A 24,803-nucleotide genomic window follows, 5' to 3' on the forward strand; every position below is an offset into this window, starting at 1 on the left:
TTAATCAGTATGAGTTTTGTCATCCCCACTGATTATTAGTACATATCCATTGGGCTTTTACGGGCAGCCCTCCCTCCCATTCGCTGAATTTTGAGGTGGGAGTCTTACTACCATTTAAAATAGGATAAAAAAGAAGTCAAATTACTTCCAAACAACGCCTCGCCTCTCATATTCCATTCTATATTCAACGGCAGCTGCAATTTTAGGATTTGCGAATCTTTCCGTGATCCAAAGTCCCAAATCAACTCCTGAAGTGACCCCTCTTGCAGTAATCGTATCGCCCTGATCCACAATTCTGTAAGGAAGAAGTTCTGCTCCATATTTATTAATTTCACTCTGCGCCAAATGATGCATTGTTGCCTTTTTATCATTCAACATACCGGATTCAGCTAGTAGCATCCCTCCTGTACAAACGCCAGCAACAATCGTTCCTTCATTGTGCATCGCCCTAATCATTTTGGTTAAAGTACCAAGCTCTGCTTGTTTTCGTGCCCCATGTTCAGCTTTATGATTCCAGCCACCACCAGGTACAATTAACAAATCTGGACGATTATCCATCCGTAAAAAATCATGTACTTTAACTGTAACTCCAAACGAAGTAGTAACTTCTTGCTTTCGTTCACTTGATACGAGTTCAACCGTAAACGGAGCTCCTTCTTCTATGGCTCTGTTTAATACTTCAAAAGGTGCAAAGGAGACAAGCTCTCCAAAACCATCAAACAATACAATTTGTATTTTCATTTTTAGAACACCTCATATGTTTTGTTTTATAAATCCCAAAGGAGAAGAAAGGTTATCTACAAATTAATAATGAAGACAACCTCTCTCCCCTTACTCTATAAACTTTCAAATGCTCCTCTAACCGCCTCGCATCATCTAATACACTTAGCGTTTTCTTTACAAAATTCCAATTCAAACTACCGGATAACCATAACAATGAAGAAAGTCTCTCATAATCATTTGGTGTTAAAATATTATGAGCCTTATATCCTTCTAAAAATGAACTAGTAACACTTGAACACACTTCATGTGACTGTATTCCTTCTGTTCGAGAATACCATTTTATTAAAAAGGCTAGTCCTTCAATGCGATCTACATATCCAATTGATTCAAAATCTACAATTCCTTTTACCTGTTGATTTGAGTCCCATAAAACATTCAAAGGATTTAAGTCTGTTTGTACGATAAACTCTAATTCACTCGTATATGCGCACTCTATATGATATTTAGCTAGATTTATATACTCCCGTACGTCTTTACATGCGCTTGCCTTACTTTCTAACATACTTTTAAACTGGGCATACCCATCCAAATGAGATTTCTTTTGAAAAATCGAGCTTTGAAATGTACTAGAACTATCATGAATCTTTCTTGCCGTCTTTCCAAACGATTCTGCAATAGATTCTGTGCCGTGTGTAAGATGCTCTCCTTCAATCCAATTTGCCAATACAAATCGGTACTGTTCATCATTCCAAGTGACTACTGTAAATGAATCCCCTGACCTATTCTTGTTAATTTTCATAAAAGGAATTCCATGCTCACGTAAATAATATGTAAAGCGTACTTGCTCTTTCAATTGTTCATTTGATAACGTTCCAAAAGCTGGATTGATTGTTCGTTTGCTATTTATAAACCTTGCGGAATATCGCTTTCCATTCACCTTAATTTTATAGTGTAAATCTGTATTCCAACTATTATTATGTAATTCTTCTTCGAGTACTAATGAGTCGATTTCTTTAAAATAATTTATTAAAACATTCCTAATTATGTGTTTCACCCCGTTCTCTCCTTCCATACAAAAATTAGGGTACAAGCAATTCATCCTATTCCCCATAGCAAAATTTATTTCACTTAATTAAGCATAGCTAGGATATTTCAAATAGGAAATAGAATTATAGAAAATAGTAGATGGGAGGCATATTATTGAAGACCTTAACATTCGGTATAATTGGAGCATTAAGTATCACCTTATTAATTGGATGTACAAGTAATTCAAATGAAACGAAAGCTTCCAATAAAGAAGCATCCACAGCAGTGAAAGAAAAAGAAATTGTATATGAAAACGTTATGTTTGAACAAAAAGAAGTGAGAAAACTTGAGATTAGTCCTGTGAATTCAAAAAGTAGTAATCCAGTAGTAAATAAAGAAAATATGAAAAAAATTTTTACAAGTATGGAAAGCGCAGAGAAAAAAACACTCCTTCTAGATCAAGAGGCCAAAAACTATATACATTCAAAAATGAAGGTTACTTATCAAGATAATTCTATACAAGAATTCTTTGTTTGGATAGAGTCTGATGGTGACATCGTAATAGCAAAAGCGAGCGATGAAACGCACGGCGAAGGTTATGATCTACGTGAGGATAATTCTAAAAAAATCATTCAGTTTTTCAAAAAAGAATCCTAAAACTAATTACGACACAAATAAAAAAGCCGCATTTGCGGCTCATAAACTTATAGAACTAACTCATGCCTATCGTTTCATCGCATCAACAAATTATTCATCAAATAGAAAATAATATCCTACATAGTTACATACATTTGTAAACCCTACATTTTCCACAACTGCGACAGAAGGCTTGTTCAATTCCATACAGTCCCAATATGGAGTAATGTTATTCTCTAAACAATCTTTCACAAAACTATGAGCTATCTTTTGAGCTAATTTTTTCCCTTGGTGCCCTTCTATTGTTTCAATATCTATGCAGTGTATATTTTCAAATACAAACCCTGAAAAACAAACACTCACAATTAGATCATCATAGACAATGCAATAACCGATTCCTTCATTGAAAAAACGATCCGGTGAAGACCAAAACTCTAAAATTTTTGATTGTAAAAATTCAATATTCTTCAATATGTTTCCTTTATTTTCATAGAGAGCTTTACTCATTTTTAGCACTGTATATCCTTCTTCAATTTTAGGTCCATAATGATCTTCATAATCTTCTTTTTTTTGCGTATACACTCTTTGATTCCAACTCTTTAAGTTAATGTGCTGAAATATTCTTTCAATTGTTTTGTTCCACTTTGAATGATTACCAATTGCTTCAAAACAATTTAGTCCAACCTTTCTCGCCTCAGGCTCTATCACATTATCAATAAAACTATTAATTTCATTATTAAACTTTTCATTTTCTACACTTCCTATAAAAAAGAAGCCATCATTATTGCCTAACCAAATAAGACCCGAATTAGGAGAAGATATGTTATCTACAAATATACGACCAGGATTCATCCCTGCAATTACAGCTTTGACTTCTACTTGGCCTTGTTCATTTATTAAACTACTACATTTATAAAAATCATTCTTGCTTAATTCAGAAATCATAAGTTAAACCACCTTTATGAAACCACTTTATTCTAACTTTACCACCATGACAGAATATTCTATATTCTTTTTAATAGTTGTTTTAAACCAATGAAATATATAATAAAGAAAATCGTTTTATACGTTCTCCAATTTCATCGCGAACACGTTGAAATTCAGACCATTCTTTTCCTGCTGGATCATCAAATCCCCAGTGAACACGATTCACATGCGGCGGAGTAGATGGACATACAGCATCTGCATGACTACAAAGCGTAACAACTAAATCAGCACTATTTAAAATGTTTGCATCAATTATATCTGATGTTTGATTTGTTATGTCTATATTTACTTCATTCATTGCTTTAATTGCGTTTGGATTTACTCCATAATACGCAAGCAGTTATGCATAAAAACTTGCATATTTTAGGCTATTTAATTGTATTCCTTATTTTGTTAAAGTTACCCGTTAGTTCCATTCCAAAGGCCTCAGCTGATGATTAACTCAAGTACCGATTTCGGATGACCCCCATGTGATGAAATTCGTGTCCTGCGATGCCGTACGCGAGGGCGCGCGCCGTAATGCTTAGGTTGTTGGCTGTGCCCTTGCGGGTCCACGCCTCCGCCGGTAGCCCGCGCAGCAATGTGATCGTTGATTGCCGTACGGCCCGGTAGTCTTCGGCCAATTGCGCGGTTGTCCAGCTTCCGAAAGGAGGCATGAACAATTCCTGATCGAAACCGGTCAGAGACGTCTGGTCCCCTCTTGCGAACCGGAGCAGGCGGTAGGTCATGACGCGTTCCGCGTCTGCGATGTGGCCCACGACTTCTTTCAGCGTCCATTTTCCTTCCGCATACCGATATGCGGCCTGGCTTTCGGTCAACGATGCCAGGAGCTCGGTCATTTGCTTTTCCTGGGCGAGCAGAATGTCGATGATGTTACCGTCCGGCACCAAACGGATATATTCGCCGGAGCTCCCGGCGTATTCTTCTTCTGACGGTCTTTGATTCATGCGTAGTCACCTCTTTATGTAGATATAGAAAATTATAGCACTCGTCTATGTCTAATCAATTCGCGAAATAATAGAACTTCCCTTCTAATACTTGAGGATAAGCAACTATTTAGTCGGTCGCCACACTATCCTGATTCGTTAACACAATAAGCAATGCTAATCATAATGCATAAAAATTATCTGTTATACAATATTTCGAAGTTATTAATATATAAAGGTAACACCTTCTTTTTTTAATTTAAAGATGAATTTTCAATTATATTTTGAAATGAACCAAAGTAAAACACACTAGTCTAACTACTTTTCTATACAAGATTTTATGCAAAGATCCCTAGAATCCCCGCTATATCAATGATGTATAAAATCTTGTATAAGAGATAGATAGACATAGAGACAAAAAATTTTGTAAAAACAAGGATGCTATGAAAAACTTGCTACCGATAATAGGACGTTATGTTAACCTTGTATGTATACGATATTCACTGTTTTTTAAATAGGGTCTTATGAAAGCTATAACGAAATAAAATAATATATAAGGAGGAGACTATTCTGTTTAGAATGTTATTTAAAAAGTTTATCAAGAAAAAATATGTTTGTTTAGTTTGTGGCTACGATCAGTTGCCGGGACCACTCTATAATGAAAAAGGAATCCCCGATGTAAGTTTAATATGTGCTTGTTGTGCTTTTCAACCAGGGTATGACGATGAAGAAATTGTATGCATTATTGAAACATATCGTGAGAATTGGCTTCAAGAAGGATCTCCTTGGCTAGATACTAAAGAGAAACCAAAACATTGGGATTTAAAGCAACAATTAACCAATGTTAATATAAAAGAGTAACTACCAATAACGAGAATTATGTAAATAAGCTGGCCATGTGGACAGCTTATTTTTTTGCTTAGCGTGCAAAATTCGTGTCTCGTTGGCGGTACCCCATGCCCATCAACTTAAGGGATTTATTAAATAAAAACGTAAGCTTTCTGGTTTGGGTTTAAATAGAAACCTGTCAATAAGATTAGGATTGCATTGGAAATGTATCTCTGTTGTTTTTTGTTATATATTTGGACCAGTATACAGTTATGCCAAATCCAATAGTAAGAATTAATCCTGCAAAAATATATGGTAGATTAACATTTACATTAAGTAAAATGCCTCCCGTTGCTGGCCCTATTATATTCCCGAGACTTGTATAAGTAGAATTCATCCCTCCGATAAATCCTTGATTTTCTCCAGCTATTTTAGAAAGTAATGTTGTAATTGCTGGTCGAAGTAAATCAAATGCCAAAAAGATGATAAACGTTAAAATCGCGACCATCCAATAATTACCGACAAATGTAGATACAACTATAATTATAGCAGCTATGAATAAGCTATATTTAATGATTCCTTTTTCACCAAATTTTTTTACTAATTTTTCAAAGAACATGATTTGTGCTATTACTCCTAATATGGCGCTTACTGAAATAATTATTGATATATCTTTAGGTGTAAAACCAAACTTTTTATCAACAACAAAGCTAAACATATGTTCATAAGCTGATAAACCACATCCTAAAACAAAAACAAGTAATAGTGGGATAAAATATAAAGGGTGAAAAGATTGTTTAATTTCTTTTAAAAAACTAACTTGTATTTTGTTATCTTGCATTTTAATTCGTTGTTCTTTAGATACAGGTTCTTTCAAAATGAATACTGAAAAACACGCAGCGATACCAGAAATTACTGCTGCAAAAAAGAACGGTGCACGTATGCCAAAATCAGATATAAAGCCACCAATACCAGGTCCAATAATGAATCCTGTACTAATAGCTGCTGATAAATACCCTAATGCTTTTGCTCTGTTTTCTAATGATGTTGTATCAGCTATAAAAGCAGTGACTGCCGGCATCATACATGCAGCACTAACACCTCCTAGTGCTCTAGAAAGAAATAATACCCATATTTGATTTCCAACTCCAAATAAAAATTCAGAAAAGGAAAATAGAATTAACCCTGCTATGATCATTTTTTTTCGACCAAATATATCTACCCATATTCCGGCAATAGGAGATGTTAATAGTTGAAAAAATGCAAACATAGCAATTAAATATCCCATAGTGTCAGTGCCTAAATGTAATACCCTCATATAAGATGGCATTACAGGAACTACAAGACCAATTCCTAAAAATACAATAAATACATTAAATAATGCTAAAACTAAAGCTAAATTTTTCCTATTGTATATACCCATATGACTTTCCTCACCTTATGATTAATTATATATAGACATAAAAAAGCTTTTTTATGTAATTGTCTTTAGCATAAACCTTAAAGTAACTTTAAGGTCAATACAAAAATTAAAGACGTAAAAATATCTATAAGGCGTACGACCAGATCAGGTTGCCCCAAAACGATAAAATGAACTTTATTGCTATAAAAGACTCAAATTTTTCGTTTTGAAGCATTATAAAATTTTAACTTGATGGTGATGGGGTGGGACCCCAAACAGTACGATTTTATTTCAAAGACACAACAATCTTACTACACACTTTTTATTTATCCCACACTCTCATCTGCTAGTATTACTATTTTTTATTACTAATGTTGCCGTTTCACTCGGGTGGCTAAGAGGAAAATGATGGCCATATGGAACAAAATCAACCTTACCAAGATGCGATGGAGCAGAATAGCCTCTGTCATAATCCCCCCAAATAATGTGAAGATTATACTTTGTTACTTCATTGAAATCACCTTGATCGTTTTTCAGTAATAAACTGTTAAGCTGAACCGTAGTATTTAAAATTCTAGGGGAAGTAAAACTTTTACTTATTTTTTCAATATACTGTTCAGGGATGCTCTCCATACTTTCAAACAAACCATTACTTAATAAATAACGCCCTATCAAATTAGTAGTTGCCAATTTTAATGTCCATTTGTTCATAAATTGAGGAACATTTAGCGATTTAGCATTTTTTTTAGCAACAGGTGGCTGAAGTAAAGTGATTGAATACTTCTTATCTATGTACTCTTGTACCAATGCTTCCAGAAGAATAAATGCACCGAATGAATGACCAATTAGATGTGCACCATTAGTAGCTTTCTCCAATAACTTTTTCACTACATTCAAATAGATATCTAGAAGATTTTTCTCTTGTTTAAAAGGAGAACGTCCCAAACCTGGAAGATCCAAGATCCATACAGGTTGACCAGTTTTTTCATGAAGCTCTTGTGCTAAAGGAAATAAATCCTCTCCATCACTCAATAAACCATGTAATAAAATAAACGGTTTACCCTCTCCTTGTAATTGGTAAAGGGTAGTGTTATCGCATAATGTTCGTTTAAATAAATGATTATGCTGGCCATTTTGATACATCATTCGATAATCCAGATCAGCTACTACGGCAGGGAAAAATTTCATTACACTCGCCTTCTTAAACCAATCTCCTCCCATAATTTTTTTCGCTGAAACATTCGAAAAATTTCGTTTTGTAATAAAATTCAGTCCATCAGAAGGAATTTTTGTTATTTTACTTACTCCACTATTCATAATTGCTTTCATAAGTGGCATTGGGACAGAGATTTTTGGTGCCCTCATATTCATACTTTCCGACATAATACTTAATAATTCAGCAATGTTCTGATCGTACTGTTTGTCTTCAACAAGTGTATATGTTTGAATAGTCGGTTGCTCCAATCTGAAAACCTGCACAATAAACTTCGCAAGCTCATCGTTTGAAATAAGTGGTAACCTATATCCCTTACCTCCAGGAATCATTGGCATGAGCCCTCTTCGCATACTCATCACAAGCAAACCTAATCCTGCTATCTGCTCTGTACTCCCTGTTTTACTACTACCGACTACAGTTGGCGGATTAATTACAGAAAGCGGATAACCTACTGCTGATGCCTGGTGACGGATATAAAGATCTGCTAAAAATTTTGTTCTCTCATATGGATTTTTTATTTTCAAATAATTATTTCCTTCTTTAAACACATCAATTGCAATCTTACTATTTTTATCATCAAAGGGACTCATATAACCTACAACATGAATAAATTGTTGCAAGCCCTTCAATTGATGAATACTTTTAGCTAATTCACTAATATGTTTGGCGCCATTTAAAAATACGGAAGCTGCCTCTTTACTTGTCGCTTGAATATCCATGGGGCCTCCTGCGTGAATAATCACATCCGTTTTCAATACCCTCTCCTTATCTTCAGCACTTAGACCTAAATCTATTTTCGTCAAATCACCTTCAATAAAGTGCATAACTGCCTTTTTTAAGATGCCTCTTTCTTGAAAAATGCGTATTGCTTTACTTTTCGACCTTACTAAAAGAAGAATTTTAACATCCTCTTTGGCTAATTCTTTTACTAATTGCTTTCCAATAAAGCCTGTTCCACCAGTTAAAAATACTGTTCTCATATAAAATCCCCCTTTTTAGTACTACTCAGTACTAATTTGATGTAAAAAAAATGCTTCTTTTATCGAAGCAATTTTAAAAAATGATCTGCTGTTTTCGTGATTACAGTTGCATCCTTCAATGTTTCTGAAATAAATAACGCTCCTTCAAGATTTGTAATAAAAAGTGATGCAACCTCATCAATATGAATCGTATTTCTGAATTCTCCATTCTCTACCCCTTGTTTAAGTAATAGAGAAACTTTCTTTTGTAATCCTGTAAAAAAAAGACCTATTTTTTCTTTTATTTGCGTGGCCTGTTTAGGACTTTGAATATAAAGAGTAATAAATGGACAGCTCCCCTTATACTCTCTCGATTGAACTCCTTGTGATAATTGCTTTAAAAACAGTTGGATACGATCTTCAACTAAAAATTGGTTCTGAGAAAGTACGTCATCAATTGCAGATTGATACATTTCAATCCAATAATCAACGACCCCTTCTAATAATACTTCCTTATTAGAAAAGTGATAATACACATTAGACTTTGAAACTTTGCTTACACGTACTAATTCATCCATACTTGTATAAGCAAACCCTTTTTCTAAAAATAATGTTGCAGCTACTTCAATCACACGTTTTTGATTCATTAATTTTACCTTTGTCATAACTAGAACTATATAGTACTAATTTAATTATTGCAAGTATTTATGTTAATTTAGAAAAAAGTTTGATTAAAAAGTTCCACTAACATTAATTTTACTGCGAAAAAATCTTATTTTGAATAAAGTTGAACTGAACCCCGAAATTATTAATTCACTATCGTCTAATAGAGGTCACCATACATGCCCATCAACTTAAGAAAAAGAAATGCCCCCAAAACGAAAAAATGAGCGGCTTCTCAGAATAGCTATATGTAGAGAAAGAAAATTTTAATTTAGGGGGATATGAAAGCATTAGCTTGATGGTGATGTGGTGCTCCCCCATCGCTATCAAGCTAATATTCTGAAGTACGCCCAAAATGGAAATTTTATATTTCTATGGTTAATTAGATCTTAGTTATTTTAGGAATCCTAAATTTTCTCAGTCCAATTTAGAAGTTCTTTTCAAAAATAGGGTTCTTAGGATACTTATCTTAAGAACCCTATTTTTTGATTTAGCATGGAAAGTATAATCTTTTCTAATTCAGCTTTATTTAAAACATCCTCAATAATTACAACTTGATAGGCATTGTCCTACAGGAACAATCATTTTCATCCCCTTTATATTCCTTCCAGTTCATAATTTTCTATCTTGCCATTGTCATTAATCATAAATAAAATGGATCTTCTCCTCGTTCTATAGTGATGGTTTTTTCCTTTTTCTAAAATAGCGGATTGATAAATAAATTTTCTTAAAATTAAAGAAGTTGAGTGCGAAAGCAATGAAAATAAACTATTCTTTTCATAGAAATATATAGAAAGTTCGACAATCCTAATTATAAAAATTCACTCCTTTACCATTGACAGAAAATTCAAATTCATTATATAATTTTGGTATTACCAATGTCTTGAACATGTATTACCATAAAATAAAGGAGACGATGACTTGAAAGAAAAGGAACGCACCTCAGATAGAATTGTGAACGAATTAATTAAATCCATATTGGCCGGTGTTTATTCTATAGGAAGCACTTTACCGCCGGAAAGAGAGCTTGCGAAAGAATTTGGTGTTGGTCGCCCAACTATTCGTGAGGCGCTTCAACGTTTAGGAAGAAGTGGGTGGATAACAGGAAGAAAAGGAATGCCATCGATTATTAATGATTATTGGAGCAATGGTAATCTAACGACTCTTATTAATATTGTTGAGAATCATCATACCATTACAGATGAATTTATTATGTATTTATTAGAATTTAGAAGTTCGTTGACTCCGACTTATATTCGTAATGCTGTTACGTTTAATCAACCTAAAGTGGTTGCTCTCCTTGCTAATCTTGAGCAACTTGAAGATAGTGCAGAAAGCTATGCAGCATTTGATTGGGATTTGCAAAAAAGGTGTGCTGGGCTTGCTGCCAATCCAATCTTTCTACTCATTTTAAATAGCTTTGATTCCATTTATGTAGATATGGCAAAAAGGTATTTTTCTGTAAAAGATCATCGTGAGTTATCCTTCAACTATTATCACGATTTATTAAAAGCTGCATTAAAGGGAGATGCGATTGAAGCAGAAAGATTGTGTAAGACAACATTGGAGAAAAGCTTGGCTCTTTGGAAAGATAGAAAAAAACAAAGAAAGCTGGAGGCGTGATAAATGAAACTAAAATATTTTAAAGAATATTTTTCCTATCCTGATATTTTGATTATGAGCTGTCTTTTCCTCACTAGCTTTGGATTTATGATTTTACATTTAACCTCTATCGGAATTTGGGGTGCTTTTATTTTGGGAATGATTATGTATTCCTTAGCTGAGTACGCTACTCACAGGTTTATTTTTCATCTAAAGCCACCAAAGAATGCATTTTTATTAAAAACGCTTAAGCGCCTACATTATGACCATCATACAAATCCGAATGAATTACATTTATTATTTTTACCCTTATGGTATAGTGTGCCAAACATTGCAATTTCAGGAGCGATTTTTTATTTTCTTTCATCCAGCTTTGTCATGACAAACGCATTTATTGCAGGTATTATGCTCTTTTTATTATTTTATGAGTGGAAGCATTATATCGCGCATCGCCCCCTTCAACCAATATCACCATGGGGGCGATGGATGAAAAAAGTTCATTTATGGCATCACTTCAAAAATGAAAATTACTGGTATGGTGTTACGAATCCAGCCTATGATTTTCTCATGGGAACCTTTAAAGACCAAAAAGATGTTGCCCAAAGTAAAACTGCTAAAAACCTAGAGAAACGTGGTGACCAGAAAATAGAATTATAAAAATAATCCATTGTCATCATCCTGGAAATGTTGAATGAATTTTGCAGATTCGACATTTCTCAGGGAGTGGCAGGCATTTTTTCCTATTGAGTAGTACGCATGGTAATAGATTGCGTAAGGATCTTTTGGAAGTTTGTTCTGATCATTTACGAATTTATGTTCTTTTTAGAGTTATTTGTTGGAATGTCTATTGATCAATGAAAGATGAGAAATGAATGTGAAAATAAAAAAGAACTCTTTCATCTGTTGAGGAGTTCTTTTCATATAAATTACGATTGGGGTACCGTCACATCACCATCAAGCTAAGAAATGCAAATACCCCCAAAACGAAAAATAAGCTGCCTTCTGTCAAAAATACACGAAATTTTTAGCTTGAGGTGTTATAAAATTTTTAAGTTGATAGGTAGGGTCAATACCCCATCGCCATCACCTTAAGAATTCAGAATTACCCCAAGACGAAAAAATGAGCGTTTTTGTTACAAGTTAACACAAACTTTCGTTCTGGGGGTACTATAAAATTTAAGGTTCATAGCGATGTGACGGTACTCCTGCTAAAGACATTTCTCCTTCTAAAGTAGACAGTACTTGCAATCTTAGTACGAATCACAGTTGAATTCATGTTACTTAATCGTACCCATTCCGGCAATTTTAATGTTAACCTTGACGTTTACATCGCCTTTTGCTAATTCGTTACCCCAATTATTTTGTATTTTTTTCCATTCAGTATATGTGTATGTTCTTGCATATCCTCCAAGCCCAATAGGATCAATTTTGGCGGTTTGTATTTTTTGTATTAATTGCTTGAAATCAGCTTCCAACTTAGTTTCAATCGCCTTTTGTAATTTTGCTGCGTCCTTTCTTGTATTAAAGGTAAAAAGTCGTTCTGTAATACCGATTCTCATCTTTACATTTACATTAAATATAAAATGCTCATCATATCTTGCCTTTGTCTTTACTTCAATACCATAGGCAGTAAAACTTATTAAATCTTTATCTTGACCATCCGAATTTATCTTAATTGGAACTGTAAATGGTAACTCCCCTGCAGTTCCTTGTTGCAAAATGCGTAAAAGCTTGTTTTCATCATGTTTTAGCGTTAATTTATATTTTCCTTTTTCATCCAACAAAGCTGTACCTGTCACCCATATTTTATTCTTTTTTTTCACTTCAGTAATATTTACTGTTAGCCCTTTGTCTGCTCTTTGCTCATATAGTTCTTGAAGAGTTGTTTTTACTGTGATATTTCTTAAAAAAGCCGTATCAACTAGTTTTGTTAAATATATAGGAAGTCGTGGCTTATCCTTTGGGCTATAGAAGATAACGTCCGAAACAGGTCCATCTACAGCGAGAACCCTTGCAGTAACTGTATTTTTTGGATCACGGTAAAATGGATCGAGGTAATTTTCCCAGTTTTTTTGTTTCAGTAACCTTTTTCCAACTAAAATAACCTGTGTTTTACTTCCCGCAGTAAGCGCCATAACCGTAGCATCAAATTGGTCTCTAGCTTTTCGGACCGTAGCAGATTTCACACCAGTTGTTTCTTCTTTTATTTTTGCTTCTTTATTGAAAACAGGGCTTGATATATACACTAATAAATTATCATTACGATCTAAATCGATACCAAGAATAAGAGTAAGAGAAACATCTTCAACATTTCTTTGATCGAAGCATCCAGTCATCATGAACACCAATAACAAAATACAATATAGTACTTTTCTTTTCAATGTACCCTCCCCTGGCGAAACTTCTCATATAGACAGCAATACAGCCATAAAATAATAGGTGATATATATGTTACCCCTAATCCAACATTCGATAATACCTGTTGCCAAATTTCAGATTCATTCCAACTAGGATGACTCCAACATGTGAATCCGATAATAAGTAATAAGAGAACAACTACATGAGAGCTGTGATTTTGTTTTCCAAGTAATTGGCTTGAACAAAATACAGAACAGTATAGGGCAGGAATCCATGATGTGGAAACAATGGTTAAGTAAACAGCCAATAAAATCATGTCAAAACGTTCTAAAAAACGAAACTCAATTACTTTCAGTAAATTTAGTACCGGTTGATTATATTGCGTAATGCTATCAGGGCTAAAATAGGCAAAGCAAACAATAGTAGCAAATAAATAAAATAACATCGTTAAGGTGTTTGCTATAACCATTCCATGGACTGCATACTGTTTTTTTTGTAAAAATGGATATAAAAAGAAAGCAATATCAAATCCTAAATAAGCATAAACAGTGCTTGGTACAGCGGTTAATATAGGTTTCCATCCTTCTTTTAAAAGCGGAAAGAAGGGCATCCAACTTCCATTCCCTATAAGAGGGATTAAAAAAAATATCGGAATCCAAAGCGCCATATAAAAAAAAAGTTCGGCGTATCGTCCTAAAATACTAGGACCGTTACGTGCAACAAAATAGGTAGGAATCGAAAACAAAAAGATAACGATATAGTCAGGCGTTTTCGGGAGAAGCCATCCCTTAAGGTAAAGCATAGCGTTTATAAGAACGATACAAGAATAAAAAGCGAAGTACATCATGTAAATAACAACCAATGCTTTCCCTACTATTTTTCCAAACAATCGTATAAGAATATCATAAATCGTATCCTCAGGATATCTTGCAGCTGTTTTCACTATAAACACACCTGATATTGTGGAGAAAATCCAACCAATCAATATAGCTATCCATCCATCTGTTCCAGCCTTTTCTGCAAGCACACGTGGAAGCGATAAAACGCCAGTGCCCACCTGCACTCCATTAATTAAAATAATATACTGCATAAGAGTGATTTCATTATAGGCATACTTTTTCATAATTTCACCTTTTATTACGATTCTTTCCTTGTCGAATAGTTTGATTGGTTCCATTCCCCTTAGGACGCCTTCTTATTGTCCATAAAGGAAAGCGTACAAAAACATCTTTCATATCTGCAAAACGAAAGGGTGCTAATGGTGTTCCGTAAGAAGTACCTAGCGATTTAAGACTACTTAGATGCCCAATTAAAGTCATCCACCCGATAACAAGTCCTACAATTCCAAATAAGGCAGCTGCTAGCATCATTGGAAAACGTAAAAGTCTTACTGACGCTCCCATATCATAGTTAGGAATAACAAAAGAAGAGATCGCGGTAACAGCGACAACAATAATCATAATGTTGCTTACAATTCCTGCCTGAACAGCCGCCTGACCAATGACAATACCACCTACAATTCCAACTGTCTGACCAATCGGAGTAGGTATCCGTAAAGCCCCTTCTCTCATCGTTTCCAATGTTATTTCCATAAGTAATGCTTCCATAACTGGAGAAAAGGGTACGCGCGTTCTTGATTCAGCAATAGATAAATATAGCTCTACAGGAATAACTTCAAAATTAAAGGAAATAAACGCAACATAACTCGCCGGCAGAAATAAAGCAACCATAAAAGCGATAAAACGAAGCAACCGAATAGACGAAGCAACTAACCACCTTGTACCGTAATCATCAACTCCTTGAAAAAAGGAAATAAAATTTGTTGGAGTAATTAATACATTAGGTGAATGATCCATTACAGTTACAAATCTGCCCTGTAAAATGTGAGATACAGCCAAATCAGGTCTTTCAGTTAATATAAATTGCGGAAACGGCGAGTAAGGGTGATCTTCAATGAATTCTATAAGTTCGCCATTACTAGTCACAGCGTCGATTGTAATATTTTGAATTCGTGTTTCTAATTCCTTCAGCACATCTTCAGAAGCTACATCTTTCAAATATAAAATAGAAATTTTGGTTTTGCTTCGTACACCAATTACTATTTCTTTTATCGCTAATTCACGATGAGGAATATATCTTCGAATCATTGCGATATTTTGACTTCCAGTTTCTATGAATGCTTGATGTGCACCCTTTAGAGCTATTTCGTTATGTGCATCTTCAACACTTCTTTGTGGCCATCCTTTTGTATCCAATTGATGTGCTGTTGTTCGACTGTGGATTAATAAAACACTATCTCCCCCAAAAATAGCATTTTCAATCTGACTCAATGTATTAATAATCTTAATTTGTCCTAATGGAATTGGAAGTTCTGTATTGGTATTAAAATCACTATTCATCAAAGGACTTAGAACATGATTTTGAATCAATTCTTTATCTGTTAATCCAGACAAATATACTAAAGCTGCTTCTAATCCATCTACTGTTATTTGAAACCGCCGAATTACTAAATCAGGCGCTTGACGAAATATATTCTGAATATTAGCTATGTTTTTGGTTAAATCAGCGTCTAAGAGGGCGTCTTCAATATTTTTTTCCTGAAAATGAGTATTGTCTCGTATTGGAAATGACTTAGGATTATCTCTATATTTTAAACGCCTCAAAAATTTAGCCATGATTCTCTCACTTTCTATGTACTTTTTATAGTATGTTTAGTATGCATATATTAAGAAAAAATATCCTACTAACTAGAGAGGTAACATTAGAATTATTACTATAAATTTTCGGGTGCATATTTCATAAATATCAAGTTCAAAAATAGTCCTTTATGTTGATGGATGTGTGGTACTACCAAGCTAGTAATGTGGTGCTCCCCCATATAAAGAAATTTTAAACATCTTAATCTGCCTTTCCTTTATGTAAATATGGGAATAATGAAATTATCCCAAGGATAGCTAAACAAGCTCCAATCCATAGCGGAGATACAAAACCATATCCTTTACTGATCCCAAGACCACCTAGTGACGAACCAATAACAATACCTAGCGTAATAAAAGAACTATGAACGGTATTTATCATTATTCCATTACTAGCTGTTTTCATCACCCTCGCAACCATAGCTGGGTTCAATGCTACACCAGTTAAACCAATAAAAATCGTAGAAATAACTGCAATGTATTTATTCTCTGCACTTAAAGCAAATAAAGACAACGCTATGATTAATATAATTAATCCACCCATAAGTATTTTCATTGTAAATTTATCAGCGAACTTGCCAATTATTATATTCCCAATTACCGTCGCACTACCATAGAGAGCAAGTAAATATGGAATACTTGCACTTGAAAAGCCTGTGATATTTGTAAAGATCGGAGTGAAATAACTAAATGCTGCAAACGTACCACCAATAATGAACATACTTGTTACGTACGCTGCCCAAAGATGAATATTCTTAAATCGCAGAAGTTCATCTTTCCAACTTAATTGCTCTTTATTTGAAGATGATGGTAACAACCGTTGAATCATAATCCCTGATACTAGCACAAGAACAGAAACAGCCCCAAAACTAATACGCCAGCCAAAATAGTGCGAAATAACGGTTGTTATAGGTAAACCTAATACAGTTGCGAACATTAAACCTGCAAGTACAATTGATGCAGCTTTTCCCCTTGAATCAGAGTGAACCAATGTTGCAGAAAAGGAAATCGCAACTCCAAAAGCTGAAGCTGAAGCAATACCAGTTATAATACGTGAAATCATCATAATATTATAGTTCCAAGCAATGGCTCCGAGCGATTGACCAATTAAAAATACGAACATTAAAAACAATAATGCTTGTTTGCTGCGTATTCGTAAGAGGATTGCAGTTAAAATGGGGCCTCCTATTACCATTGCTCCTGCATAAGCTGAAATTAAATACCCAATAGATGATACAGAAACCTGGAATGCAAGAGCAAGTTCATTCATCATACCTGCAACCATAAATTCTGATGTAGTCATACAAAAGATTGCTAAAGCTAATAAATAAATAATCGATGGCATAAAAACACTCCTTATTCATTATTGTAATGATTGGTACAAAAATAGTGCGAAAAAAGAGCGCACTAAGCGCCACAAATAGACTCTACTGTTCCTTTGATAACTTGTTCAGACAACAACCGATTTTGCATCGATACATTAAGAACACGGAATCCGTAATAACTGCTTAAAAGCAGACTAGCTAATTCCTCAGCTGATTGCTTCTTTAAAATTTCACCTGTTTGCAATCCTTCCTCCATCACTGTTTCAATAGCTTGTTTAAGAAGTTCAACATGCTTCGAGAAAATTTCTTGTACCATTAAATCGTTTTTAGCACGTTCTATACTGGCATTAATCAATAAACATCCTTTTTGATCAATATTCTCAAAATCTTCTTTCAATGCCCATTCAAAAAAATTACTTAATCGTTCTTTAACTGGAATTGGAGTATCTAACAATTTCCTTTGTTCCCTAATCCCAATTTCATGGTAGCGTTCTAATACTTGTTTATACAGTTCATGTTTACTACCGAAAGTATTGTATAAACTTCCTTTTCCAAGTCCTGTATCACTGCATAAATCTTGTGTAGAACACCCTTCATATCCTCTTAACCAAAATGTTTTCATTGCAACATCTACAATTGAGGAATAATTAAACTCTCGAGGTCTGCCGCGTTTATTCAATCGTATCCTCCTCTCATTTTAAAGATAACATGAATAGAATACTCTTTTTTGTACCGCGTGGTCAATAACTTTATTTTATTGTTACTGTAAAATAAAATTTGATTATTTTAGATTACGAATAATTAAAAATAGCTCCCTTATTCAAGTTGCCTAGCGAAAAAATCACGTTTTAATAGGCTTCTTTAGCATGCCTACCTTTCTATAAATTACTAGTTATGAAACAAGAATCGTTTCATATCTAGTAATTTGCTTGATTAGCTTGATGGGTATGGAGTAGTGCCCCTATAAACAAAACCCTCCAGAAACATCTATAATCTGCCCCGTTACCCAGCGGCTATCAGAAGAAGCAAGGAATGCTACTGCATCTGCAATATCTTCAACTTGCCCTATTCGTCCAAACACAGATGAATTCGTAGCAAAATTTCGTATTTCCGGATTATCTAGCAATTTCACATTCATATCAGTCTTCGTATATCCAGGCATAATTGTATTCACTGTTATACCTCTTTCTCCAAGATGTTTAGCTAGAGGAAGTGTCATCGTATTGAGTGCACCTTTACTTAAACCGTATGCAATGGATCCTGTAAAACCAAGTCTTACTTCAGCTGATGAAATGTTAATAACGCGCCCCTCTGCTCGTAGTAACGGTAATGTTTGCTGAATTAAAAAGAATGGCGCCTTAATATTTACGGCCATAATTTCATCAAAAAATTCTTCTGTCGTATTTTCAATCGTTCCTTGTGTACCTATCCCTGCATTGTTTACTAAAATATCAATCTCTGATGTACCAACTCTTATTTGTAATTCATTTTTTAATTGTTCTACTAGCTTTTTGACACCATCCATTGAATTGAGCTCAGCTTCAATTAAGAACGCTTTTCCTCCATTAGATTCAATCTCACTAATCGTTTCATCTGCAGCTATTTTATTTCGGCCGTAGTGAATCGCAACTAATGCACCATCTTTCGCCAATCTCATTGCAATGGCACGGCCAATGCCGCGACTCGCTCCTGTTACTAACGCTACTTTTCCATCAAGATTCTTCATTTTTTCCATCCTTCCTAAATTTTCGTTTGATAAAAACCTATACTTATATTTTCATGCAAACACCAATCATTTTAAATATAGATTTATAGGTAATTTAGTTCATTCACTTATGATATTATAGTTATAATTTGTGATTCACTTAAAAAACAAAATAAGGAGGCTACACAATGCAAAACGCAGTAAAATTGGATGAAATTGACCATAAAATTATGAACTTGTTGTATGAAAATGCAAGAATTTCTGTTTCAGAAATAGGACGGATTATATCCATGACGCAGCCTGCTGTAAAGGAACGTATGAATAAACTTGAAGATCAAGGAGTTATCGCAGCTTACCGAACAAAATTTGAGCCTTCCAAAATTAATAAAAACATTCAAGCATTCATCATGTTTAAAACGAGCCAATGCTCTGATTTTATCCAATATTGTAATGCCGCTCCTGAAGTAACAGATTTATACCGAATTAGCGGGGAATTTAATTATATGATGAAGGTCATGAGCGATTCGATGGATTCTCTCGCTACATTTTTAGACTCGTTAATGCAATTCGGATTATCATCTCCTTTAATTGTTTTAAAGAGTGAGTTTGAGGAGAAATTGTCGTTCTGATAAAGGGATACGTATTATCTCCTGCTAACAGTAAAAGTTTTTCCTTTATGAGAAAAACCAACAAAATCAATGATTAGTAAACAAAAAAGAACATTGATATTTCAATGTTCTTTTTTGTTATCTCTACTTATTAATTAGATTGCTATTCGAAAAGAGCACCTTAATTCCCTTATCCCTGATTCCTCTGCGCCTCTCTAAACTCTTCCTTCACCTTCTCTAACAACCCTTCTTCCGTAATTAATCGATACGCCGTATTTGCTAATGCTTTTGCCGATGTAATTAACGCTTTGTCTCCTAATTCTGAACGGGCTGCTTCTCTAAATTCATTCGTATGCGCAATTAAGTCATCTGGACCTATTTTAATGTACGGGTGAATGGTCGGTACGACTTGGCTGACGTTTCCGGCGTCGGTTGAGCCGATGCCGATTCTTTCTTTACGATTTACTTCTTCACCTAGTAGTTCTAGTTCTTCCGCTACGATGTCGTTATATGTTTTAGTTACGAGTAGTTCATCGATTTCATTTTGGAATTGATGAATTTTTACTTTTGCACCTGTTGCTAACGCTGCTCCTTGTGCTATATTTCTTACTTTTTCTGTTACTTCCGCACATCTTTTTCGCGTAGCTGCACGGATGAAGAACCTTGCTGCGGCGTAGTCAGGAATAATGTTAGGTGCTTTTCCGCCTTCTGTAATGACGCCATGAATTTTCACGTCTGAGGGAAGTTGTTGGCGAAGCGCATTAATACTGTTGTATAGCTGAATCACCGCATCTAATGCGTTAATCCCTTCTTCAGGTGAAGCTGCGGCATGAGCTGTTTTTCCGTAAAAATGAAAATCAAGTGGATCGACTGCTAGTGAAGGGCTCGTCGTCGCTGTCTTTCCGCTCGGATGAATCATAAGCGCCGCATCAATGTTTTTAAATAACCCAGCTTTTACATAACTCGACTTTGCGCTACCATTAGGCCCGCCCTCTTCTGCTGGTGTTCCAAACACGACAACTTCTCCGCCGATTTCTTCAAGCGTTTCTGATAATGCGATTGCTGCTGCAACGCTAATTGTGCCAATTAAATTGTGACCACACGCATGACCGAGTCCTGGTAAAGCATCATATTCCGCTAAAAATGCGATAACTGGTCCTTGTTTTCCTGAACTTTTTCGTGCGATAAAACCTGTTTCATGCCCAGCTATATTATGCTGCAGCTGAAAACCAGCACTACCTAGTAATAAACTTAACGTTCTTGATGCATAAAATTCTTGATTACCAATCTCTGGATTCGCATGAATATCATGACTTGTTTTTATGTACTTTTCCTTATTTCTTTCTATGCTCTCTTCAATTGTTTTTCTTTGTGACGTTACTCCTGTCGCTCCCATTTTTCTTCCTCCTTTTATTTTCACGTAAAAAAGCCTCTTTCTAAAAGATAGAAAGAGGCTTCTGTATATACAGTCAAAATGAGCTTCTTTCTTATCTTTCAAGTTACCTTGCTGGAATTGGCACAGTATTCGTAAAGAATCCGCTGCCGAGGTGTCATAGGGCCAGTCCCTCAACCTCTCGTGATAAGAATTTTCATAAAATTGTATTAAATTATTTTCATTCTAAGTTCATTCCAAACAAAAGTCAAGGAATTCCTATCCGAATTTACCGAATATCTAAAAATCCTTTTAATACACCCATTGTCTCAGGTGCTTGTAGTCTTGCACATATGTACGGAAATTCCGTACTACCTTCAAACATCATTTGAGATGTGAGTGGTGCCCCTGCCCAAAAGATTTCATCATCGATTAATACAAATGGGAATGCTTTATTTTGTCTTTGTAACTTTATGTTTTTTAATGGAACTGGTCCATCACTATAAACCGTTATTTGTGCATTTGTACGCATTAACGCTTGCCATACTCGTTTATCTACTTGCTTCGTACTTGGAAGTGAAATAATGATTTTTCGTTTTGCGGCTAAAATATCTTTTAATAGCCCTTTCGTTTCCTCCGGATTCATTTCCATAAACCAGCGTAATCGTTTCGATATTTTCCGCTCCCATAATTGTCTGGATGTCGTGCGATCATACACATCCCCGTGACGTTCTATATGAGCTGTTAATTGTGATAACGCTTGTTTTCTCGAAAGATTTTTACGCATATAATGGCAATCCGATAATTGAATGAACTTCCCTCTCGCTCTCGTTACTGCTACATTGACGAGGCGATGGTTTTTATGGTCAAAGAATAACACGCCAGGTCGTTCTTGTGGATAACTATCAACTGTATCAAAGATCATCATATCTCTTTCAGAACCTTGAAACTTATGAACTGTCGCCGCTAAAACTGGTATGTTTTGATATTTCGTTCTCTGCAACATTTCCCTGATACATGTTGATAAAAAGCGTGACTGCGCCCTGTAAGGCGTAACCACACCGATCGATTGCACACCATCTAACAGTCCGATTAACATCATTTGCATCGCTACTAAACCAGACATAATGTTAAATCGAGAACCAGAAGCAGCGTCCTTTAACGAAAAGGCTCCCATTAAGCTCGTATCAAATAAAACACTTGCCTCATTTGCGAACGGTTGTAGCTGCGCAAGTTCCTTACGCTCTGAAACAGACGGATGGTCGTATACTCTATTTTTATAAATAAATGAGTTTGTAAACTTCGATATATCCGCATGCATACGTCTTTGTTCCTGCAACATAAAAAGGTTGGGATGTGCTTCTGATTTATTTACAGAATCAACAATGCCGGCATGATAAAACATATCTTCGCCGAGCCATTTGCGAACGAGTTCATGGTTCGCCATCGCAATCGGAGGTAACTGTAAAAAGTCACCACAAACGACGATACGTTTTCCGAGTGAAGCAGCTAATGCGATTTGCGGAACGAACGCCATACTCACTTCATCTACGACAACTAAATCAAATGTACGCTCATAAATAAGTGAATCAATTGCACATTTTGATAAAGTCGCACCAATTACTTTCGCATTTTCAATATATTCTTTTTCTACTTCTTTAATTTTCGCTTTTTGCTTTCGAAGATCACTTTCAATCTCTTGTATACGCTTCTTATCAGCAGATGTTGCTTTATACGATAAAATTTTTTCACGAAGTTCTTGGCGTGTTTCTTCTAAGTAGAGTCTTTCCTCACCCCATGATCCGTTCGTCGTTTCAACTAACTTCGACGCAAGTAACGTTTCATGATTTCGTATATGTTCATGTTGACTATAACCGTAACGAACAATTTCGCCAGGCGTCCATTTCTTTTTCTTTTCAATTTGCTTCGTTACTTCACTCATTAATACGTCCACTGCCGCATTACTATGAGCTAACACAAGTACCGATTTTCCTTTTTGGTAATGAGCCGAAATAATACGTGATAAATTGTACGACTTCCCTGTTCCAGGCGGTCCCCATACGTACGTTGTCGGATTGTAAAATGAACGATACGCCAATTCATTTTTCGGATTTTTCATCTTCTCAATATGTTTCGGACTGCTCGTCCCATCAACAAGACGCTTTATACGATTACGTTTTAGCTTATCTTTATGTGCCTCTTTCAATCGCTCTTGCAGTTGCTCTAACAATTGCCACGGTTCACTATATAAAACCGCTTCTCTTATTTCACCTTGTATATAATCATTTAATTTCAGTTCTATTTCTAATCCATGTACAGATAATACTTCCCCTGTCGCTTCCTCACCATCGAACTCAATTCGAATTGGTGAACCTTCAGGTAAGCTTACTTCCGAAATAAGCTGAAATACATACACTGTATTTTCATAATCTGTATATAAAAAACGACCGTTCATGATAGAAATTTTACTACCACCTATCGTTTTCCAATGTTTAATTTCATATGCTAATGCATAATGCCACTCTTTCATCGTTGCCGATAATGAAGGAGTTTGAGTAGGTGTATTCATCGTATAATCTCCTTCCTTCTCCCCAAACATACTTTCTCACTATACCATATAACACGCTAAAATTTGTAAGGTTTTTATCTTGCTTATTTTCTTAATTTTCAATATCATTTTACATATAAAATTTTCAGAAAGAAGGAATCTACATGCCAGTTAGAAGAATAGAACACGTTGGACTTATGGTTGCAAACTTAGAAACATCTATTACTTTTTATGAAAAAGTAGTCGGCTTACAGCTCATTAAACGTATGGGGCACCCGAATCCAGATTTAAAACTCGCCTTTTTAGGTGTGGAAGAATCGAAGGAAACGATACTGGAACTCATCGAAGGTTATAACTCTTCTCTTCCAGCAGAAGGAAAAGTACATCATATTTGCTTTAAAGTGGATTCATTAGAAGATGAAATTGAAAGAATTCAAAAACACGGCGTAACATTTTTACTAGGAGAAGAAATCGAAACATTACCAGATGGAACACGTTACATATTCTTCGCTGGCCCTGATGGGGAGTGGATTGAGTTTTTTGAGACGGAGAGATAGAAAAGGAAAAGGAGCCGGAATTCTGTCTCCTTTTTTCCCAAGTGCAGAAACGGTTTGAACACCATTAACTTTCACCCTGAAAATTCACCAAGATTAAGAAAAAATCGTTTTGTTAGGAGTATAGAGAATGATCAATGCTGTTTACATTCTTATTTTTTGGGTGCTTATACTATTTCCAACCCTTTATATAATAAAGATAAAGAAGTGGACTATAAAAGCAACTGCCTTATTTCTTGGAAGAATCCTATTAAGCATTGTCTATTTCATAAATGGAATGGTGTTAGGACTGCAACGAAATTGGGTAGAGCCTCCCTATGAAACAGAATGGGATTTCTTTGTAAAGTCTTTACTAAACGGAAAAACTGATGCACTTATACACTTGTTACTTCTAATTATTATCATTACTTTGGATCTATTCATTACATTTTATTATATTAATAAAAAGAAATAGGATATTCTCTCCTATTTCTTTTTTTATGAGTAGCGCCATATCGCTATCAAACTAAGGTTTTATGCTGCCCCTAAACAATAATTTTTTACATTTTTACTCTGGGGATGTCAATTTTACTATTTTTGGGGTATTTATTTTTACTAGCTTGATGGACATGGGGTTGATTTATTTTCTTAGGTTGATAGACATGGGGTTGATTTATTTTCTTAGGTTGA

Annotated in this window: 22 protein-coding genes, 1 pseudogene and 1 riboswitch; of the genes and pseudogenes, 7 read left to right on the plus strand and 16 right to left on the minus strand. The window is 35.0% G+C overall.

The window, feature by feature from the left end; genetic code table 11:
- Nucleotides 1-141: 141 nt before the first annotated feature.
- Together JDS98_RS03475 and JDS98_RS03480 are read right to left on the minus strand one after the other, a co-directional pair.
- Complete coding sequence (locus JDS98_RS03475) at nucleotides 142-741, minus strand: DJ-1/PfpI family protein (RefSeq protein ID WP_016108735.1); 600 nt, start codon at nucleotides 739-741, stop codon at nucleotides 142-144.
- A 52-nt stretch (nucleotides 742-793) separates the two neighbouring features.
- The gene (locus tag JDS98_RS03480) at nucleotides 794-1,795 is read right to left on the minus strand and encodes a phosphotransferase enzyme family protein (protein ID WP_199631353.1); all 1,002 of its coding nucleotides are present in this window, start codon (nucleotides 1,793-1,795) and stop codon (nucleotides 794-796) included.
- A gap of 128 nt (nucleotides 1,796-1,923) precedes the next feature.
- Here JDS98_RS03480 and JDS98_RS03485 point away from each other — a divergent pair, with 128 nt between their 5' ends.
- Nucleotides 1,924-2,406, plus strand: coding sequence for a YhfM domain-containing protein (locus JDS98_RS03485; protein ID WP_016108737.1), 483 nt, complete (start codon nucleotides 1,924-1,926; stop codon nucleotides 2,404-2,406).
- Between the two features lie 90 nt (nucleotides 2,407-2,496).
- On the opposite strand, the gene JDS98_RS03490 is transcribed toward JDS98_RS03485, so the two are convergent.
- The 3 genes and pseudogenes from JDS98_RS03490 to JDS98_RS03500 form a co-directional block, all read right to left on the minus strand.
- A complete protein-coding gene (locus JDS98_RS03490) occupies nucleotides 2,497-3,330 on the minus strand; it encodes a GNAT family N-acetyltransferase (RefSeq protein ID WP_199633553.1) in 834 nt (277 codons plus the stop codon).
- Between the two features lie 82 nt (nucleotides 3,331-3,412).
- Nucleotides 3,413-3,700 (minus strand): annotated as a pseudogene (locus JDS98_RS03495) (arsenate reductase/protein-tyrosine-phosphatase family protein); the annotation flags it as partial.
- A 109-nt stretch (nucleotides 3,701-3,809) separates the two neighbouring features.
- Nucleotides 3,810-4,319, minus strand: a complete 510-nt coding sequence (locus JDS98_RS03500; protein ID WP_199633554.1) for a DinB family protein — start codon at nucleotides 4,317-4,319, stop codon at nucleotides 3,810-3,812.
- Between the two features lie 558 nt (nucleotides 4,320-4,877).
- Between JDS98_RS03500 and JDS98_RS03505 the strand changes: the two genes are divergently transcribed.
- The gene (locus JDS98_RS03505; protein WP_199633555.1) at nucleotides 4,878-5,159 is read left to right on the plus strand and encodes a hypothetical protein; all 282 of its coding nucleotides are present in this window, start codon (nucleotides 4,878-4,880) and stop codon (nucleotides 5,157-5,159) included.
- A 175-nt stretch (nucleotides 5,160-5,334) separates the two neighbouring features.
- Here JDS98_RS03505 and JDS98_RS03510 read toward each other — a convergent pair whose 3' ends face one another.
- The 3 genes from JDS98_RS03510 to JDS98_RS03520 all read right to left on the minus strand — a co-directional run bounded on the left by JDS98_RS03510 (nucleotide 5,335) and on the right by JDS98_RS03520 (nucleotide 9,350).
- Nucleotides 5,335-6,549 carry an MFS transporter gene (locus tag JDS98_RS03510; RefSeq protein ID WP_199633556.1) on the minus strand — a complete coding sequence of 405 codons (1,215 nt, stop codon included), beginning with the start codon at nucleotides 6,547-6,549 and terminating at the stop codon, nucleotides 5,335-5,337.
- Nucleotides 6,550-6,867: 318 nt separating this feature from the next.
- Entirely contained in the window at nucleotides 6,868-8,724 is a 1,857-nt protein-coding gene (locus tag JDS98_RS03515) for an alpha/beta fold hydrolase (protein WP_199633557.1), read from the minus strand.
- Between the two features lie 59 nt (nucleotides 8,725-8,783).
- Nucleotides 8,784-9,350, minus strand: a complete 567-nt coding sequence (locus JDS98_RS03520) for a TetR/AcrR family transcriptional regulator (RefSeq protein ID WP_001072318.1) — start codon at nucleotides 9,348-9,350, stop codon at nucleotides 8,784-8,786.
- Between the two features lie 937 nt (nucleotides 9,351-10,287).
- On the opposite strand from JDS98_RS03520, the gene JDS98_RS03525 reads away from it, so the two are divergent.
- Together JDS98_RS03525 and JDS98_RS03530 are read left to right on the plus strand one after the other, a co-directional pair.
- On the plus strand, nucleotides 10,288-10,989 hold the full coding sequence (locus tag JDS98_RS03525) for a GntR family transcriptional regulator (protein WP_199633558.1): 702 nt from the start codon (nucleotides 10,288-10,290) through the stop codon (nucleotides 10,987-10,989).
- Between the two features lie 3 nt (nucleotides 10,990-10,992).
- Nucleotides 10,993-11,625 (plus strand): sterol desaturase family protein, encoded by a 633-nt coding sequence (locus tag JDS98_RS03530; protein ID WP_061530651.1) that lies wholly within the window; start codon nucleotides 10,993-10,995, stop codon nucleotides 11,623-11,625.
- A 620-nt stretch (nucleotides 11,626-12,245) separates the two neighbouring features.
- Here JDS98_RS03530 and JDS98_RS03535 read toward each other — a convergent pair.
- From JDS98_RS03535 to JDS98_RS03560, 6 genes are all read right to left on the minus strand, one after another.
- The gene (locus JDS98_RS03535) at nucleotides 12,246-13,349 is read right to left on the minus strand and encodes a Ger(x)C family spore germination protein (protein ID WP_199633559.1); all 1,104 of its coding nucleotides are present in this window, start codon (nucleotides 13,347-13,349) and stop codon (nucleotides 12,246-12,248) included.
- The gene (locus tag JDS98_RS03540) at nucleotides 13,346-14,449 is read right to left on the minus strand and encodes a GerAB/ArcD/ProY family transporter (protein ID WP_098001556.1); all 1,104 of its coding nucleotides are present in this window, start codon (nucleotides 14,447-14,449) and stop codon (nucleotides 13,346-13,348) included. The genes JDS98_RS03535 and JDS98_RS03540 overlap by 4 nt, the downstream gene beginning before the upstream one ends.
- 4 nt (nucleotides 14,450-14,453) lie before the next feature.
- Nucleotides 14,454-16,001: a spore germination protein gene (locus JDS98_RS03545; protein WP_098710886.1), complete on the minus strand. Its 1,548-nt coding sequence runs from the start codon at nucleotides 15,999-16,001 to the stop codon at nucleotides 14,454-14,456.
- Between the two features lie 223 nt (nucleotides 16,002-16,224).
- Nucleotides 16,225-17,367, minus strand: coding sequence for an MFS transporter (locus JDS98_RS03550; protein WP_087969171.1), 1,143 nt, complete (start codon nucleotides 17,365-17,367; stop codon nucleotides 16,225-16,227).
- Between the two features lie 62 nt (nucleotides 17,368-17,429).
- A complete protein-coding gene (locus JDS98_RS03555; protein ID WP_087969170.1) occupies nucleotides 17,430-18,026 on the minus strand; it encodes a TetR/AcrR family transcriptional regulator in 597 nt (198 codons plus the stop codon).
- A 282-nt stretch (nucleotides 18,027-18,308) separates the two neighbouring features.
- On the minus strand, nucleotides 18,309-19,073 hold the full coding sequence (locus tag JDS98_RS03560; RefSeq protein ID WP_199633560.1) for an SDR family oxidoreductase: 765 nt from the start codon (nucleotides 19,071-19,073) through the stop codon (nucleotides 18,309-18,311).
- Nucleotides 19,074-19,240: 167 nt separating this feature from the next.
- On the opposite strand from JDS98_RS03560, the gene JDS98_RS03565 reads away from it, so the two are divergent.
- Nucleotides 19,241-19,681 (plus strand): Lrp/AsnC family transcriptional regulator, encoded by a 441-nt coding sequence (locus JDS98_RS03565; protein WP_001178574.1) that lies wholly within the window; start codon nucleotides 19,241-19,243, stop codon nucleotides 19,679-19,681.
- 169 nt (nucleotides 19,682-19,850) lie between these two features.
- Here the strand turns inward: JDS98_RS03565 and JDS98_RS03570 are convergent, their stop codons facing one another.
- Both JDS98_RS03570 and JDS98_RS03575 read right to left on the minus strand, forming a co-directional pair.
- Nucleotides 19,851-21,056, minus strand: a complete 1,206-nt coding sequence (locus tag JDS98_RS03570; protein WP_000501381.1) for a M20 family metallopeptidase — start codon at nucleotides 21,054-21,056, stop codon at nucleotides 19,851-19,853.
- Between the two features lie 88 nt (nucleotides 21,057-21,144).
- A riboswitch (SAM riboswitch) is annotated at nucleotides 21,145-21,246 on the minus strand.
- A 75-nt stretch (nucleotides 21,247-21,321) separates the two neighbouring features.
- Nucleotides 21,322-23,631, minus strand: a complete 2,310-nt coding sequence (locus tag JDS98_RS03575) for an AAA domain-containing protein (RefSeq protein ID WP_141555948.1) — start codon at nucleotides 23,629-23,631, stop codon at nucleotides 21,322-21,324.
- A 113-nt stretch (nucleotides 23,632-23,744) separates the two neighbouring features.
- Between JDS98_RS03575 and JDS98_RS03580 the strand changes: the two genes are divergently transcribed.
- Together JDS98_RS03580 and JDS98_RS03585 are read left to right on the plus strand one after the other, a co-directional pair.
- Nucleotides 23,745-24,137 (plus strand): VOC family protein, encoded by a 393-nt coding sequence (locus tag JDS98_RS03580; protein WP_001145291.1) that lies wholly within the window; start codon nucleotides 23,745-23,747, stop codon nucleotides 24,135-24,137.
- A gap of 127 nt (nucleotides 24,138-24,264) precedes the next feature.
- On the plus strand, nucleotides 24,265-24,588 hold the full coding sequence (locus JDS98_RS03585) for a hypothetical protein (RefSeq protein WP_000606340.1): 324 nt from the start codon (nucleotides 24,265-24,267) through the stop codon (nucleotides 24,586-24,588).
- Nucleotides 24,589-24,803 lie beyond the last annotated feature (215 nt).

It is taken from the genome of Bacillus cereus group sp. N11, assembly GCF_016483605.1.
Classification (GTDB): Bacteria; Bacillota; Bacilli; order Bacillales; family Bacillaceae_G; genus Bacillus_A; species Bacillus_A toyonensis.